Raw genomic sequence first — 15106 nt, 5'->3', positions numbered from 1 at the left:
AAGTTTATAAGAAAAAATTATTAATTCCCTGCTTGATTTTTAGCATCTTGAATCATTTTTTCATTTGGTAAAATGGCAATATTTACACGACGGTTTTTTGCTCTACCTTCAGCAGTCGCATTATCATGTAATGGTTGTGTTTCACCAAACCAATTGGTTGTAAGTCTTCCGCTTGAAATTCCTTTAGAAGTTAAATAACTAGTTACTGCATTTGCTCTGTTTTTAGATAGCGTCATATTATAATCTTCAGCACCTTGGCTATCAGTATGCCCAACAACCAATAAATTAGTATCTGGATATTCTTTAAAAACAGCAATTAATTTGTTTAATGTGGTTTGAGAAGCTGCATTAATGTTATACTTAGCTGTATCAAAATATACACCACTGCTTTCATCAAAAGTTACAACAATACCATCATCAACACGTTCAACTTGTGCACCTGGTATTTCTTCTTCAATTTTTTGAGCTTGCTTATCCATTTTATTTCCGATAAGTATACCTGCACCACCACCAATAACACCGCCTATAACAGCACCTAATTCGCCATTACCGCCTTTACCAACATTATTACCAATAATAGCACCTAAAATGGCACCACCAGTAGCACCAATAACAGCTCCTTTTTGTTTGTTATTTGCGTTTTGTACTGCTTTACAATTAGTTAAACTTATAGCTATTACAGCTGTAAAAAGTAAAATTCCTATTTTATTTATTATTGTTTTCATATGTTTTGTTTTATTACTAGATAATTAATTTAACCTTTAAAATTTGTTATCTGCTATTTATTGTTTGATAAAATTCATGTTAATAGTAAGTGGGCTACCGCTTACACTTATTGTTTGTTGCCATTGCATATTTGTATCAGATAAAGCGGCTAGTTTTAATCTAAATCCTTGATTGGTTTCTGATTTGTGTTTTTCGTTTGTTGGCTTCAATAAAAAATCATATAAACCCGTTTCTGCATCTACTTCTTGAATGGTGAATACAAAATGCCTTTCTCCTGAAGCACAACTAGCATTGTTTATAGAATAAACCCCTGTATTATTATTAGGTACAAATTGCCAAGTACTACCTTCAAAACAAGCTTTTGGTGCATCATTTAGCAATGTTGCATTATACGTTCCTGCTTGATTATAGGTTATTGAATTTAAAACCCAATCGCCTTTAATTACTTTTTTTGATACTCTTACAGTTTTAGAAGCACCACAACTTACTAAACCAATTGCAAAACATAATAGTATTAACTTTTTCATATTTTTTATAAATTTAATTATAATACAAAGATGCAACAGAGTTTTGATTTTTTGTTACATCATTATAGATTTTGATTACAAAATTTTCATTTCTTGTAGTTTGAAGTAAAAAACATTTATGTTAAAAAAAAAACAGACTAATCGTATAGAAAGTCTGTTCTTATAATTATGTTTTTTATAGTTTTAAGAAACTATGCAACTTTTTTAAGTAAATCGAAGCAAGGGCATTTTCCACAACGCTTGTCTTCTCTTTTCTTGTATTTTTCACAGCAACTACTTTTTACTTTGCTAGGAAGTTTTATTCCTGCCTTTTCTAGTTTTTTTAGTGCCTTTTTTTGCTTCTTTTTGCCCAAGTGATTACGAGTAAATAAATTACGCGAGCAAATATAGTTTATTTTTATTAAATCTAAATAAGGTTAAATGTTAAAATTATTCAGGTGTTGTAGTGGCAGCTGTACTAACGGTTAAATTTAGTATGTCTCTATCAAACAGATACAAACCGCCTTTATCATCGCCAATTAAATTTATCTTATCTAAAATAGTACGCGCCATAGCTTCTTCCTCTATTTGCTCTGCTACATACCATTGTAAAAAGTTATGGGTTGAATAATCTTTTTCTTGTAAACTTATATGAACCAATTCGTTAATGCTTTCAGAAACAAAAATTTCGTGTTTATAAAGTTCCTCAAACATTTCTTTAAACGATTTGAATGTTACATTAGGCGCAGAAAGTGCCGATACTTGCGCATGCCCACCACGTTCGTTAACATATTTTACCAATTTAAGCATATGGTCGCGCTCTTCTTGTGATTGCTTGTACATAAACCCTGCAACGCCTTCTAAACCTTTTACCTCTGCCCAACATGCCATTGCTAAATATATTTGAGATGATTCAGCTTCTATTTTAATCTGGCTGTTAAGTGCTTTTTCTATATTTTTTGATAACATAATTTTTTGTTTTAGGTAAAGTTACTGAATTCTTTAAGGTCTTCAAAAAAGCATCTCTATAAATATCTTACAAAATTGAATTCTTAATAAGATTAAATCTAACTAATTTGCAATCCATTAGCAACATTGGTGTCGTCTGGATTTACAAATACCAACTTACCATTGGCATTTTCAGTCATTAAAATCATACCTTGGCTTTCAACTCCACGAAGATCTCTTGGTGCTAAATTAACCAAGACAGTTACGCGTTTTCCTATTACTTCTTCTGGTGTAAAACTTTCAGCAATACCCGAAACAATAGTACGTACATCAATGCCTGTATCAACCTTTAAAACCAATAGCTTTTTGGCTTTTGGCATTTTTTCAGCTTCTAAAATAGTACCAACTCGAATGTCTAATTTGGTAAAATCATCAAACGTAATGGTTTCTTTTTGTGGCTCAACGGTTTTGTTTGCTGCTTCATTTGTTTTTTTACTTGCTTCTAATTTATCTAATTGAAATTGAATGGTTTCATCTTCAATTTTAGAAAATAATAATTCGGCTTCGCCTATTTTGTGTCCTGGTGCTATTAAAACTTCTTTAGTACTTATTTCACTCCAAGATGTCTGAAATGCGATTGACGTAACATTTAAAATACTTTTTAGTTTTGTTGAAGTAAACGGCAAAAACGGTTCGCTTAAGGTAGCTAATGCTGAAGCAATTTGAAGTGCTACATACATAATGGTTTGTGTACGTGCTTCATCTACTTTAATTACTTTCCAAGGTTCTTCATCTGCTAAATATTTGTTTCCAAGTCGAGCCAAATTCATAAGCTCTGTTTGGGCTTCTCTAAAACGGTAACGCTCAATAGAACTTGATATCACTTCTGGATATGCTTTAACAGCTGCCAAAGTTTCTTCATCTACTTGAGAAAAAGCACCTGGAGCTGGTACTATGCCATTATAATATTTATTAGTTAACACCATTACTCGATTAATGAAGTTGCCAAAAATGGCCACCAACTCGTTATTGTTTCTAGCTTGAAAATCTTTCCAAGTAAAATCGTTATCCTTAGTTTCTGGCGCGTTGGCGGTTAAAGCATAACGCAACACATCTTGCTGATTTGGAAATTCTTTTAAGTATTCTGGCAACCAAACTGCCCAATTTTTTGAGGTAGACAATTTATTGCCCTCTAAATTTAAAAACTCGTTTGCTGGCACATTTTCGGGTAAAATATACGAGCCTTCTGCTTTTAACATGGCTGGAAAAATAATGCAATGGAACACAATATTGTCTTTTCCTATAAAATGAACCAACTTCGTGTCGTCGCTTTTCCAGTATGGTTTCCAATCTTTCCCTTCGCGTTCTGCCCATTCTTTGGTTGATGAAATGTAGCCAATAGGCGCATCAAACCAAACATAAAGCACTTTGCCTTCACCGCCTGGAACTGGCACTGGAATTCCCCAATCTAAATCGCGGGTTACAGCACGCGGGCGTAAGCCATCATCAATCCACGATTTTACTTGCCCGTACACATTTGGTTTCCAATCTTTTTTATGACCTTCTAAAATCCATTCTTTTAAAAATGCTTCATAACGATCTAAAGGCAAAAACCAATGCTTTGTTTCTTTTAAAGTAGGAACATTGCCTGTTAATGCCGATTTTGGATTTATCAAATCGGTAGCATTTAAACTTGTTCCACATTTTTCACATTGGTCACCATAAGCTTCTTCATTGCCACATTTTGGGCATGTTCCTGTAACAAATCTATCTGCTAGAAACTGGTTTGCTTTTTCATCGTATAATTGGGCCGTTACCTCTTCAATAAATTCGCCTTTGTCATACAAGGTTTTGAAAAATTCTGAAGCTGTTTCATGATGAATTTTAGCCGAAGTTCTAGAATAATTATCAAATGAAATACCAAATTCTTCAAACGATTGCTTGATGATTGCATGGTATTTATCAACCACATCTTGCGGAGATACACCTTCATTTTTTGCTTTTATTGTAATTGGCACACCGTGTTCATCGCTACCGCCAATAAAAACGACATCGTTTCCTGTTAAACGTAAATAGCGTGCATAAATATCGGCTGGTACATAAACGCCTGCTAAATGCCCAATATGTATAGGACCGTTAGTGTAAGGTAATGCAGATGTTATGGTGTATCTTTTTGGTTTGTTCATTTTAATTTTATTGTGTCAGGTCGAGCGCAGTCGAGACCTCATTTAATATTTGTACTTTAAAACCTGTCGACTGTAAGCGAGAAGACAAGAATATATAATTTTTATACGCCGCAAAAGTACACAATTTGACTGCGATTTAGAAAAAAAATGTACATTTACATTATGTCTAGAATCACAATAATTACAATCCTACTTTGTGCCATTTTTTTCTGTGGAAAACCAACAATTTCAGCACAAAACATAACCTTTAATAAAACTACTACTTTGATGCGTCCACCTTATTTAAAAGCAGGCGATACCGTTGCCATTGTTGCGCCGTCTGGTGTATTAAGAAACAGAACTGCTGAAGTTGAACAAGCTAAAAACTTACTTAAAAGTTGGGGTTTACAGGTTGTTGTTGGTAAAAATGTATTCAACCAAAATTACCATTTTGCAGGAACAGATGCCGAACGCACAGAAGATTTACAAAAAGTTATGGACGACCCAACAATTAGTGCCATTTGGTGCGCTAGAGGTGGTTATGGAACCGTTCGGATTTTAGATAAATTGAATTTTACAAAATTTAAGAAACACCCTAAATGGATTATTGGCTATTCGGATATTACAGCATTACATAACCAAGTTCACAACGAAGAATTTGAAAGTTTACACGCCATGATGTGCACTAGCATGCAAGACGATGCAAGTACCATAAGCGAAACAATTTCCACCTTTAAAAATGCCCTTTTTGGAACAACTTTAAGCTACACTTTACAGGGTTCTAAATACAATAAAACAGGAACTACTTCTGGGCAATTGGTTGGCGGCAATTTAACCATATTACACACCATGTTAGGCTCTAAAACCAGCATAAACACCTCGGGAAAAATTTTATTTATTGAAGAAATTGGCGAATACGAATACCATATAGACCGTATGTTACAAAGCTTAAAACGTGCTGGTTATTTTGAAAATTGCAAAGGTGTTTTAATTGGCGATATTACAAAAGTTAGAAAAAATACAACCGCCTGGGGCGTATCTGTAGAGCAACTTATTTTAGATGTTTTGGCTGAATACAACTTTCCAATTGCTTTTAATATGCCTGCTGGTCATGAAAAAGATAATAGGGCTTTAATTTTTGGAAGGACAGTTGAAATGACTGTAAGTAAAGAGAAATCGACTGTGGTTTTTCAAAAATAACCAATGATAAAATTTACTTTATTTTTTAGTTGCCTTATTTTAATTGGATGTAGTTCATCAAAAATTTCATTAGAAAAAAAGTATTATGATACTGGAGAGTTGAAATTTGAAATCCATAAACTAAAAAACCAATATCACGGAATTACTAATGAGTATTTAAAAAATGGTGAATTAAGATATCAGTGGAATTATAAATTAGACAAATTAGATGGAGAAACATCTGAATACCATACAGATGGAACAAAATCAATTTGGATTTATAGTTCGGATTCATTAAAACAACGAAACACCTACACAAAAGATAACGTACTAATTCAAACTTTTAATTATTTAAACGATTTAGCACATGGAAATGTATATCAATTTTATGACACTGGTGAAATTGAAGTTATATGGATTTATGACAAAAACGTAGTAATTAGTGGTAAATCGTACTATAAAACTGGCGAGCTAAAAATTGATTTTAATTACACTAACGGTAAATCCGAAGGCATTTCTACAGAATATTATCAAAGTGGAGAAATTAAATTAGAATGGCTTTATGTTAATGGAAATCTTAATGGTATAACCAAGGAATACTACAAAAGTGGCAAAATTAAATACGATTGGAATTATAATAATGGTGTGTTAGACGGTAAATCTGTATCTTATGATTCTGCATCTAATATTTTAAATAATATATTTTATGATAACGGTAAATTTATTATTCAAATAAAACCTTAAATTGTCTAATTCTAACTTTTAATATTTAATGTTTCTTAAAATGGAAATTCTATAATACTTCCAAAAAAAGATGTAATGCTTTTGGATGTTATCAACCTCATCTTTGTATTGTAAAATTTTAAACATACAATTATGAAAAACATAGAAAAAATTTCAGTAACGTTTCTTTTAGTTCTAGGATTTACAGTGACTTTAAATGCACAAGTTACCGAGGCAACAAAGCCTCAAATTGGTATAAAAGGTGGCACTAACTTTTCAAATTTATACACCGAAGATGTAGATGACAACAATGTGCTAACCAGTTTTAATGCCGGTATTTATACCACATTTCCTTTAACCAATTTCATTGCTATTCAGCCTGAATTATTATATTCCAGAAAAGGCTCTGAATTGGTTTATAATAATGCTTTTGCTTCGGGAACGGCAAAATTCAAACTAAATTATATTGAATTACCTGTACTATTGAAGGTTAATTTGGCAAAAAACCTAAATATTCATGCTGGTCCATATTTTGCTTATTTGGTTGATGCCCAAATTACAAATGAATCGGATAGTGGTAGTTTTGATTTTGAAAACAATTATGATAATGATGATTTTAACAAATTTGATACAGGTATAGCTGCTGGTGTTGGGATTGATTTGGATAAGGTTGGAATAGGCTTAAGATATAATTACGGACTATCAACTGTTGGAAAAGAACGTACCGTTGGTGGACAAACGTACACCATTCCTGATGGAAAAAACAGCAATCTTAGTTTATACTTAACCTTGCAATTAAACTAATTTTAGTTGAAATATAGAAATTATATTATTTACGCTCGTTTATAACGAGCGTAAATTTTTATTTCAACCCATCAACCGTTACACTAATGTTGCCAGTTACTTTTAAAAACGCCAAAATAGCATTGTTTGTTAATTTTATTCTTTGAAACTCAATTTCATCCATAGTGCCATTTACAAAAACACCAGACATAGGCGAATAATTATTTAAGTAGCCCAACATGGTTTGCTTGCCTTCATCTAAATTTGGCTGGATGGAATAGCGACAACTTTCTTGAATTCGTTTTAAAATTATGCCTTTTGCCATCCAATTTGCAGTTCGTATCAATCTGCTTTTAGTATCTAAAACGTAATCTAGGTTGTCAAAAAACAGTTCTTTAGTTACGTTATTATACAATGGAACACCTTCTAAATAGATAGTGCCATTTATAGAGCCTTGCAAATCTAAAGCAATAACCATTTTACCGCTTTTATGCCAAATATCTACATTTTTAACAGTTACTTTTTTTGAACCTGAACCAAATTCTTGACCTGAAAAATTCTTAGTCATTATTTTTGAAGCATCTTGATATGTTGATATTGCAACAATATTTGATGTAATATGGTTTGGCATTTTTGTAACAGGCTTCAATACAATATTTTTAGCATCAAATTTCGATTCTGGTTGCTTGCCTATAAGTGTTTCCATATTACATTTCATACCCATTTGAAGCAATACTTTATCTTTTTTTAATTCGGCGTCGGTTGCGTAAATTTCAACAGGTACAATCCTTAGCCAACTTTCATAATAATCACTCATTTTAAAAGGTACAGTTAGCTTTTCAATAGCTACTAAAACATTTGGTTTAAAATCCATAGATGTTTCAATAGCATCATCAATGCTTTTTTCAATGTCGGCTCTAAAAATTTTTATAGCAGGATTAACAAGATAGGTTACAGGCAAATTTTTTCCGTATACTACCAAAGATGGACTTTCGGTCCATTCTAAATTGGTTATATGTGTATTCGATTTTAATTTCCAATTAGAAAGACCAATATTACTGCTTAAAGTTACAACACCATTTAAGTTAAATTCGCTTGTTTTATAAAGTTTAACTCCCATAGTTTCAGTACCAATTCTATACTTTACTATGGCTTTTAAAGGAAGCATGGTTTTAATTTTATTTCCTGAAGATCCTTCATTTTGAATGGTGATAGGTGCTTGTTTCCAAACTTTTATTTCAATATTATCATCTTCAATAATTTTGTCTTCATAAATTAATCCTTTTAAAATAGTATTGATTTGATTTTCAATATCTTTTAATTTGATACTAACTGGTACGTTTATAAACGACGGTATATTATCATACACTATAGGTGAAGCTTCCTCGGGTTCGGGCTTTATGGTTGTAAACTGTTGTTTTGAAGCGCACGACGTGTTAACTAGCAACACCATTATTAAACAAAAAAATAAAATATACTTAATCATAAAAATTTAATTACTGTTAAAACCCGCGTTCTTTTTGTAATTGCTCATACGCATCTTGCACTTGCTTAAACTTCTCTTCTGCACCTTTTTGGTGCTCTTTTCCCAAATGAATTACCTTATCTGGGTGGTATTTTTTAGCCATAGTACGGTAAGCTTTTTTAATTTCGTCGTTGGTTGCCGTTTTATCAATTTCCAATATTTTATAAGCACTATCTGTACTTTTATAAAACATGGCTTTAATACTTTCATAATCGTTATGGCTAATGCCTAAATATCCTGCAATGGTATGTATTTGTGCTACTTCATCTTCTGTTACCACACCATCTGCATTTGCAATTCCAAATAAAAAGTGAATAAGTTGCAAGCGCGATGCATGCTGCATCATTTGTCTAATTTGCAAACATACTTGTCTAGTAGAAATATCTTGCTGTTTGTTTATCTCTTTAAAAAGCTTAAAGGCATGATTAGCACGTTCTTTTCCATACATGCTTACAAATTGCATACGCACAAAATCTAACTCGCGTTGGTCTTGTTTGCCATCGGCCTTTATAACTATAGAAGCTAAAATAAGTAAACTCACTTCAAAATCGCCCGATTGTGTTTGTGGGCGTTGCTGTGGGTTATTAGTATAAACTGTTCCACCGTTACTATTGGACATGCCATCTACAACACTTCCTAATGCTAATCCTAAAATAGCGCCAATTGGTCCACCAAACGACCACCCCAAGGCTGCTCCAATCCACTTTGAAAAACTCATGTACTCGTATTTAATTTTTAATAGGTTTCAAATATACCAATGTTAGTCGGGTTTTTTAATGATTTGTTACTTTGATATTGCAACTAAAACGTTAGTATGCATTTAAAAGTTTGTATGATAAATTTCGAGAATCATTTGTAAACTGTAAGTATAATATGCGACTGCTTAGTAAATACTTTTCAGTATCTTTGCAATCTAAAATTGTTAATTAATAAAATTTAAAAATATGTATCCAGCAGAATTAGTAAAGCCAATGCGCGAAGATTTAACCAAAGTTGGTTTTGAAGAATTACACACTGCCGAAGCTGTTGATGCTGCATTAGCAAAAGAAGGTACAACACTTGTGGTTGTAAATTCGGTTTGTGGTTGTGCGGCAGCCAATGCGCGTCCAGGTGCTAGAATGAGTTTACAAAACGCAAAACGTCCAGACCATATTGTAACGGTTTTTGCAGGTGTTGATAAAGAAGCTGTTGATGCAGCTCGTGGTTATATGGTACCGTTTCCACCAAGTTCTCCAAGTATGGCATTGTTTAAAGATGGCGAATTGGTACACATGCTTGAGCGTCACCACATTGAAGGCAGACCTGCAGAATTAATTGCTGAAAATCTTACAGATGCTTACAACGAGTATTGTTAAAAAAGCATAACTAATTTAAAAAAGACCACGAAATTATATCGCGGTCTTTTTTTTTAGGTTACAGCGCAACCTTTTAAACAAAATTGTATCTTAAGATAAATATTAATTTATGAAAAAGTTTCTTCCTGTTTTTTTTATTTCGTGCTTGTTTTTAATGGCATTTCAATGTGAAGATGATACTATTGCTACACAAGAAAGTGAACAAGAAGCTTTAAATATTTCAAAAAAAGCCATTGAAGATTTAGCTGCAACTTCCATTTGCAATGAAAACACAACTTGTAAATATATTGCCTTAGGTAGTAAACCTTGTGGCGGTCCTTGGAGCTATTTAGTATATTCTACTTCTATAAACGTTGAAAAACTTGAAAACATGGTTGAAACTTACAACAAAAAAGAGTCCGATTTTAACAAAAAATGGGGCGCCATTTCCGATTGCATGTTTGTAACACCACCAACTAGTATAAAATGTGAAAATAACACCTGTATAGTTATTTATTAAAAGCCTGTTTTTGCTTATTTTTGGGGCATGCAAAAACTAGTGTCATTCCCTTTAAGTGTTATTTATTATTTGTGTTTTTTTTTAACACTTGTTATTTTTCATCCTATACAATGGCTATGCTTCAACGTATTTGGTTACCAAGCACATAAAAAAAGTGTTGATATTTTACAGTTTTTTTTAATGCGCTGTGCTAATATTTTGGGTACACGTTTTACGTTTACAAATCCGCATCAAATAGACAGCAATCAACCATTAATTATTGTTGCTAACCATCAAAGTTTGCATGATATATACCCAATAACATGGTATATGCGTAAGCATCACCCAAAATTTATCAGTAAAATTGAATTAGGTAAAGGTATTCCAAGTGTATCTTACAATTTACGCCATGGTGGTGCAGCACTAATTGATAGAAAAAACCCAAGACAATCGCTACCAGAACTTATGCGATTTGGTGAATACATTGAAACTAACAAACGTGCCGCCGTTATTTTTCCCGAAGGTACACGTAGCAAAAATGGCGAGCCAAAACCCTTTCAAACCAAAGGTTTAGAGGTATTGTTTAAAAAAATTCCATCGGCTTTAGTAGTACCAATTACCATAAATAATTCATGGAAAATGCTAAAATATGGTAAATTTCCAATGGGTTTAGGTACTCATATCACTTTTACTGTGCATAAGCCTTTAAAAGTTAGTACCTTTGTAGACAAACAAGACCTAATTAATAATATTGAATCTGCTATTAAAAGCAAAATAAATTCATAAAACATAAAAGATGTCGTTAAAAAATGTGAGATTAGAAGTGATGCAGTTTTTGGAAAAAGACGTTGAATCTTTAATACAGAAATACTTAATTCCAATTGATAAAATATGGCAACCAACCGACTTTTTACCTAATTCTGAAAAAGATACTTTTTTTGAAGAAGTGCGCGAAATACGTGAGCTTTCAAAAGAATTACCTTATGATTTTTGGGTAGTTTTAGTTGGCGATATGATTACTGAAGAAGCATTACCAACCTACGAATCGTGGTTAATGGATGTTGAAGGTGTTGACCAGGTTGATAGAGAAAAAGAAAATGGTTGGGCAAAATGGGTACGCCACTGGACAGGTGAAGAAAACCGCCATGGTGATGTACTTAACAAATACCTTTACCTTTCTGGACGTGTAAACATGCGCGAAATTGAAATTACAACCCAACATTTAATTGCCGATGGCTTTGATATTGGCACCGATAGAGATCCATACAAAAACTTTGTTTACACCAGTTTTCAAGAGTTGGCAACCTACATTTCTCATAACCGTGTTGCTAAAATTGCAAGTCAAAATGGTAATAAACAACTTGGTAAAATGTGTAAAATTATTTCAGGTGATGAAATGAGACATCATCATGCCTATTCTGAGTTTGTAGAGCGCATTTTTAAAGTAGATCCAAGCCAAATGATGATGGCGTTTCATGATATGATGAAGCAAAAAATTACTATGCCAGCACATTTTTTAAGAGAATCGGGCAATAAAATAAGTACTGCTTTTGAAGAATTTTCTAATACAGCGCAACGTATAGGTGTTTACACATCAACCGATTATGTTGATATTTTAGATAAATTAATAAACCGTTGGGAAATAGATAAAATTACTGGACTTACTGATGAAGCTGAAAAAGCGCGAGATTATCTAATGAAACTCCCTGCTAGAATGTATCGTTTATCAGAACGCATGAAGATACCACAAAACTCTTTTCAGTTTAAATGGGTTGAACCTGCAATTATTAAATAGGTTTTTTAAATTCAAAATACCAAAAAATTCCTTTCAAAACCGAAAGGAATTTTTATTTTTATATACTTTATGACTTCAACAGAACTAATAAATAAAACCATCACTTTTGTAAAAGAACAATTAGCTAACGCTGAAGGCGGACACGATTGGTTTCATATAGAACGTGTTTATAAAAATGCCTTATTAATAGCTAAAAATGAAAAAGTTGATGTGTTAGTTGTTCAATTAGCTGCGTTGCTACATGATATTGCCGATAGTAAATTCCATAATGGTGACGAAACTATTGGTCCTAAAATAGCCCTTGAATTCTTATTTAAACACAACGTAGATTCTAAAACTATTGAGCACGTTGTACAAATTATTGAAAACATTTCTTTTAAAGGTGGCAATGAAGTACAAAAATTTAAATCGGTAGAACTAGATGTGGTTCAAGATGCTGATAGGTTAGATGCTATTGGTGCTATGGGTATTGCACGTTGTTTTAATTATGGTGGTTTTAAAAACCGAGAAATTTACAACCCAAACATTAAACCAAATTTAAATATGAGTAAAGAGGAATATAAAGCATCAAAAGCACCTACAATTAATCATTTTTATGAAAAACTATTACTTTTAAAAGACAAAATGAATACAAAAACAGGAAAAGACATAGCCACACAAAGGCATAACTTTATGGAACTATATCTTAACCAGTTTTATAATGAATGGAACGGTAAAGCTTAATTATTGAATAATTAACTTTATTTCCTTTCTATAGTTTGATGCACTTTTACCCGTAATTTCGTTAAACTGCTTATTGAAATGTGAAAAGTTGTTAAAACCACATTCAAAACAAATATCGGCTATACTTTTTTGGCTTTCATTAAGCAATTTAGTAGCATGTACAACACGATACTCATTTACTAATTGTGTAAATGTTTTTCCTGTTGCTTTTTTAAAGTATCTACAAAATGCTGGAACCGTCATACTTACTTCATCTGCAATTTCATCTAAAGTAATATGATTGTGGAAATTTTTATTAACGTATTTAAAAATAATATCAATTTTACCACTGTCTTGAGGTTCGGTTTCAAATGCAAAACCATCAGCATTTAATAAGCTATAATCATCGGTTGTAGCTAAATAATCTAATATTTCTAAAAACTTCAACACGCGTTTAAGCCCTTGATGTTCTAATAGTTTTTCAATTTTCGGGCCTATTTTCTGCTTAGTTTCAACTTTAAAACGTATTCCTTTTTTGGCTCTTTCAAACAAAGAGATGATGTTTGACATTTCTGGCACATTTAAAAAATCGTCGCCTAAAAAATTAGATTTAAACTGTATGGTTGTTTCTGTACCGTTTGCAGTTAACCTATCGGTAAACCCGTTATGCGGTAAATTAGACCCAATAAGTAATAGTTGACTATTATTAAAATAGGATAAATGGTTTCCTATGTGTGTTTTTCCTTGCCCTTTGTTTATATATATAAGCTCCAATTCTGGATGAAAATGCCAATATGCACCGTTCTTATCTATCGTTTCTACATGTTGTTTAACTAATATAGAACTTCCGAAACTCGGGGTAAGTTTCCTAAAAGTTGGTTTTTTATTAATCATAACAAATTTTTTATTAAAACAAAATTACAACATATTATTTTCATAATATGTATTCTATTGCCTTAAATGTGTGTTATTTTAACATAACATTCATTTAACATTTAATTAACAGTTAATATAGCATATAAATTGGTCAAATTTGATGCTTTATAAGTTTTAAAACCAGCATATATTTGTAATGTTGAAAGTTTAGAGATTATAACAATCAAAAATACTTCAACCAAAAATTAGAAAAGTTAAATACTATATAATATAATTCTTTAAAACAGAGTAACAAAATTCATTAATAATTAGTTTAATGTCTTATTTAGTTTAGTTGGTAAAGTGAGCTGTGGTGGCTCACTTTTTTTTTGCTCTATTTTTAAATTATTCTTTTTTATTTATTCTTACACAAAACAAGCTTCTTTTAGTTGAGTGTGATAAATTAACAGCAATATATGCTATTTTAACTTAACATTTATTTGATGTTTTAATAACTGATAAAATAGCATATAAATTAGTCAATATAAATGTTTTCTTACGCGTAATCTCATCATATCTTTGCCTTGTGAAACGTTAAAAACACCAAATCATGAAAAACGTATTAAACAACTCAAAAAAAGGATTCTTAATGGTAACTATGTTTGCTACCTTGTTAAGTTTCGCAAATGAAGCATCTTTTTACACATTTAAAAGTGATGCAAAAAGAACATCTCTTACTTTAAATAATGTAAAGCAAGGTGATAAATTTTCTATTAAAGATGAAAATGGTATTGTACTATATACTGAAGAAATTCAAAAATCTGGAATTTACTCTAAAGGGTTTAATTTTACATCACTGCCAAATGGCGATTATGTTTTTGAATTAGACAAAGATTTAGAAACAAACACAATTCCTTTTACTGTAAAGTCAAATGCCGTTTTTGTAAACAAAGATTTAGAAACTACAACTTTTAAACCTTATGTTAAACAAAAAAACAATATGCTATTTATTAGCAAACTAGCTCCAAATTTAGAAACTATGAAAATTAGCATATATGCTGATAATAATAGCGAATTTGAATTATTATACTCTGAAAAAGTTGAAGGTATAAAAGCTATTGAAAAAGTTTACAAATTAGAAAAAGGAAATTATAAAGTAACAATAAGCTCTAATAACAAGGAGTATACAACATTCATTAATAATTAGTTTAATGTCTTATTTAGTTTAGTTGGTAAAGTGAGCTGTGGTGGCTCACTTTTTTTTGCCTTACTGTTAGCTATTTGAAATTTTGCCATTTTAAACAAATTCACTCAATTAACCACATTATATACTATATTAATTTAACAAAAAATTGATGTAATAATA

The 15106-nt window shown here is 31.6% G+C and carries 16 protein-coding genes; 9 read left to right on the top strand and 7 right to left on the bottom strand.

Annotation, left to right across the window (positions count from 1 at the left end):
* Positions 1 to 20 precede the first annotated feature (20 nt).
* The 4 genes from ACFQ1R_RS11125 to metG all read right to left on the bottom strand — a co-directional run bounded on the left by ACFQ1R_RS11125 (position 21) and on the right by metG (position 4366).
* Entirely contained in the window at positions 21 to 725 is a 705-nt protein-coding gene (locus tag ACFQ1R_RS11125; protein ID WP_379926246.1) for an OmpA family protein, read from the bottom strand.
* Between the two features lie 57 nt (positions 726 to 782).
* Positions 783 to 1253 (bottom strand): lipocalin family protein, encoded by a 471-nt coding sequence (locus ACFQ1R_RS11120; RefSeq protein WP_379926245.1) that lies wholly within the window; start codon positions 1251 to 1253, stop codon positions 783 to 785.
* A gap of 429 nt (positions 1254 to 1682) precedes the next feature.
* Entirely contained in the window at positions 1683 to 2201 is a 519-nt protein-coding gene (locus ACFQ1R_RS11115; RefSeq protein ID WP_379926244.1) for a ferritin, read from the bottom strand.
* Between the two features lie 98 nt (positions 2202 to 2299).
* The gene (gene metG, locus ACFQ1R_RS11110) at positions 2300 to 4366 is read right to left on the bottom strand and encodes a methionine--tRNA ligase (RefSeq protein ID WP_379926243.1); all 2067 of its coding nucleotides are present in this window, start codon (positions 4364 to 4366) and stop codon (positions 2300 to 2302) included.
* 162 nt (positions 4367 to 4528) lie between these two features.
* Between metG and ACFQ1R_RS11105 the strand changes: the two genes are divergently transcribed.
* From ACFQ1R_RS11105 to ACFQ1R_RS11095, 3 genes are all read left to right on the top strand, one after another.
* The gene (locus ACFQ1R_RS11105; protein ID WP_379926242.1) at positions 4529 to 5545 is read left to right on the top strand and encodes a S66 peptidase family protein; all 1017 of its coding nucleotides are present in this window, start codon (positions 4529 to 4531) and stop codon (positions 5543 to 5545) included.
* A gap of 3 nt (positions 5546 to 5548) precedes the next feature.
* The gene (locus tag ACFQ1R_RS11100; RefSeq protein ID WP_379926241.1) at positions 5549 to 6268 is read left to right on the top strand and encodes a toxin-antitoxin system YwqK family antitoxin; all 720 of its coding nucleotides are present in this window, start codon (positions 5549 to 5551) and stop codon (positions 6266 to 6268) included.
* Positions 6269 to 6400: 132 nt separating this feature from the next.
* Positions 6401 to 7051, top strand: a complete 651-nt coding sequence (locus tag ACFQ1R_RS11095) for a porin family protein (protein WP_379926240.1) — start codon at positions 6401 to 6403, stop codon at positions 7049 to 7051.
* 58 nt (positions 7052 to 7109) lie between these two features.
* Here ACFQ1R_RS11095 and ACFQ1R_RS11090 read toward each other — a convergent pair whose 3' ends face one another.
* Positions 7110 to 8516, bottom strand: coding sequence for a DUF4403 family protein (locus tag ACFQ1R_RS11090; RefSeq protein ID WP_379926239.1), 1407 nt, complete (start codon positions 8514 to 8516; stop codon positions 7110 to 7112).
* A 16-nt stretch (positions 8517 to 8532) separates the two neighbouring features.
* Positions 8533 to 9273 carry a TerB family tellurite resistance protein gene (locus ACFQ1R_RS11085; RefSeq protein ID WP_379926238.1) on the bottom strand — a complete coding sequence of 247 codons (741 nt, stop codon included), beginning with the start codon at positions 9271 to 9273 and terminating at the stop codon, positions 8533 to 8535.
* A gap of 226 nt (positions 9274 to 9499) precedes the next feature.
* Between ACFQ1R_RS11085 and ACFQ1R_RS11080 the strand changes: the two genes are divergently transcribed.
* The 5 genes from ACFQ1R_RS11080 (at position 9500) to ACFQ1R_RS11060 (ending at position 12906) form a co-directional block, all read left to right on the top strand.
* Entirely contained in the window at positions 9500 to 9910 is a 411-nt protein-coding gene (locus ACFQ1R_RS11080) for a BrxA/BrxB family bacilliredoxin (protein WP_379926237.1), read from the top strand.
* Positions 9911 to 10019: 109 nt separating this feature from the next.
* Positions 10020 to 10409 carry a hypothetical protein gene (locus ACFQ1R_RS11075; RefSeq protein ID WP_379926236.1) on the top strand — a complete coding sequence of 130 codons (390 nt, stop codon included), beginning with the start codon at positions 10020 to 10022 and terminating at the stop codon, positions 10407 to 10409.
* A 27-nt stretch (positions 10410 to 10436) separates the two neighbouring features.
* A complete protein-coding gene (locus ACFQ1R_RS11070) occupies positions 10437 to 11174 on the top strand; it encodes a lysophospholipid acyltransferase family protein (protein WP_379926235.1) in 738 nt (245 codons plus the stop codon).
* Between the two features lie 10 nt (positions 11175 to 11184).
* Entirely contained in the window at positions 11185 to 12183 is a 999-nt protein-coding gene (locus ACFQ1R_RS11065) for an acyl-ACP desaturase (RefSeq protein WP_379926234.1), read from the top strand.
* A gap of 69 nt (positions 12184 to 12252) precedes the next feature.
* Complete coding sequence (locus ACFQ1R_RS11060) at positions 12253 to 12906, top strand: HD domain-containing protein (protein WP_379926233.1); 654 nt, start codon at positions 12253 to 12255, stop codon at positions 12904 to 12906.
* Here ACFQ1R_RS11060 and ACFQ1R_RS11055 read toward each other — a convergent pair whose 3' ends face one another.
* Positions 12907 to 13779: an AraC family transcriptional regulator gene (locus ACFQ1R_RS11055; protein WP_379926232.1), complete on the bottom strand. Its 873-nt coding sequence runs from the start codon at positions 13777 to 13779 to the stop codon at positions 12907 to 12909.
* A gap of 571 nt (positions 13780 to 14350) precedes the next feature.
* On the opposite strand from ACFQ1R_RS11055, the gene ACFQ1R_RS11050 reads away from it, so the two are divergent.
* The gene (locus ACFQ1R_RS11050) at positions 14351 to 14947 is read left to right on the top strand and encodes a hypothetical protein (RefSeq protein ID WP_379926231.1); all 597 of its coding nucleotides are present in this window, start codon (positions 14351 to 14353) and stop codon (positions 14945 to 14947) included.
* The last annotated feature ends 159 nt before the right edge of the window (positions 14948 to 15106 follow it).

The organism is Mariniflexile jejuense (genome assembly GCF_042675665.1).
Lineage (GTDB): Bacteria > Bacteroidota > Bacteroidia > Flavobacteriales > Flavobacteriaceae > Mariniflexile > Mariniflexile jejuense.
This window is presented reverse-complemented; position numbering and strand designations above follow the sequence as displayed.

What these genes read in the sequence shown, in the direction of transcription:
- ACFQ1R_RS11095 (WP_379926240.1), top strand. Translation starts at nt 6,401, where the DNA reads ATGAAAAACATAGAAAAAATTTCAGTAACGTTTCTTTTAGTTCTAGGA.
- ACFQ1R_RS11055 (WP_379926232.1), bottom strand. Translation starts at nt 13,779, where the DNA reads ATGATTAATAAAAAACCAACTTTTAGGAAACTTACCCCGAGTTTCGGA.
- ACFQ1R_RS11125 (WP_379926246.1), bottom strand. Translation starts at nt 725, where the DNA reads ATGAAAACAATAATAAATAAAATAGGAATTTTACTTTTTACAGCTGTA.
- ACFQ1R_RS11075 (WP_379926236.1), top strand. Translation starts at nt 10,020, where the DNA reads ATGAAAAAGTTTCTTCCTGTTTTTTTTATTTCGTGCTTGTTTTTAATG.
- ACFQ1R_RS11100 (WP_379926241.1), top strand. Translation starts at nt 5,549, where the DNA reads ATGATAAAATTTACTTTATTTTTTAGTTGCCTTATTTTAATTGGATGT.
- ACFQ1R_RS11085 (WP_379926238.1), bottom strand. Translation starts at nt 9,273, where the DNA reads ATGAGTTTTTCAAAGTGGATTGGAGCAGCCTTGGGGTGGTCGTTTGGT.
- ACFQ1R_RS11060 (WP_379926233.1), top strand. Translation starts at nt 12,253, where the DNA reads ATGACTTCAACAGAACTAATAAATAAAACCATCACTTTTGTAAAAGAA.
- metG (WP_379926243.1), bottom strand. Translation starts at nt 4,366, where the DNA reads ATGAACAAACCAAAAAGATACACCATAACATCTGCATTACCTTACACT.
- ACFQ1R_RS11120 (WP_379926245.1), bottom strand. Translation starts at nt 1,253, where the DNA reads ATGAAAAAGTTAATACTATTATGTTTTGCAATTGGTTTAGTAAGTTGT.
- ACFQ1R_RS11115 (WP_379926244.1), bottom strand. Translation starts at nt 2,201, where the DNA reads ATGTTATCAAAAAATATAGAAAAAGCACTTAACAGCCAGATTAAAATA.
- ACFQ1R_RS11050 (WP_379926231.1), top strand. Translation starts at nt 14,351, where the DNA reads ATGAAAAACGTATTAAACAACTCAAAAAAAGGATTCTTAATGGTAACT.
- ACFQ1R_RS11105 (WP_379926242.1), top strand. Translation starts at nt 4,529, where the DNA reads ATGTCTAGAATCACAATAATTACAATCCTACTTTGTGCCATTTTTTTC.
- ACFQ1R_RS11070 (WP_379926235.1), top strand. Translation starts at nt 10,437, where the DNA reads ATGCAAAAACTAGTGTCATTCCCTTTAAGTGTTATTTATTATTTGTGT.
- ACFQ1R_RS11090 (WP_379926239.1), bottom strand. Translation starts at nt 8,516, where the DNA reads ATGATTAAGTATATTTTATTTTTTTGTTTAATAATGGTGTTGCTAGTT.
- ACFQ1R_RS11065 (WP_379926234.1), top strand. Translation starts at nt 11,185, where the DNA reads ATGTCGTTAAAAAATGTGAGATTAGAAGTGATGCAGTTTTTGGAAAAA.
- ACFQ1R_RS11080 (WP_379926237.1), top strand. Translation starts at nt 9,500, where the DNA reads ATGTATCCAGCAGAATTAGTAAAGCCAATGCGCGAAGATTTAACCAAA.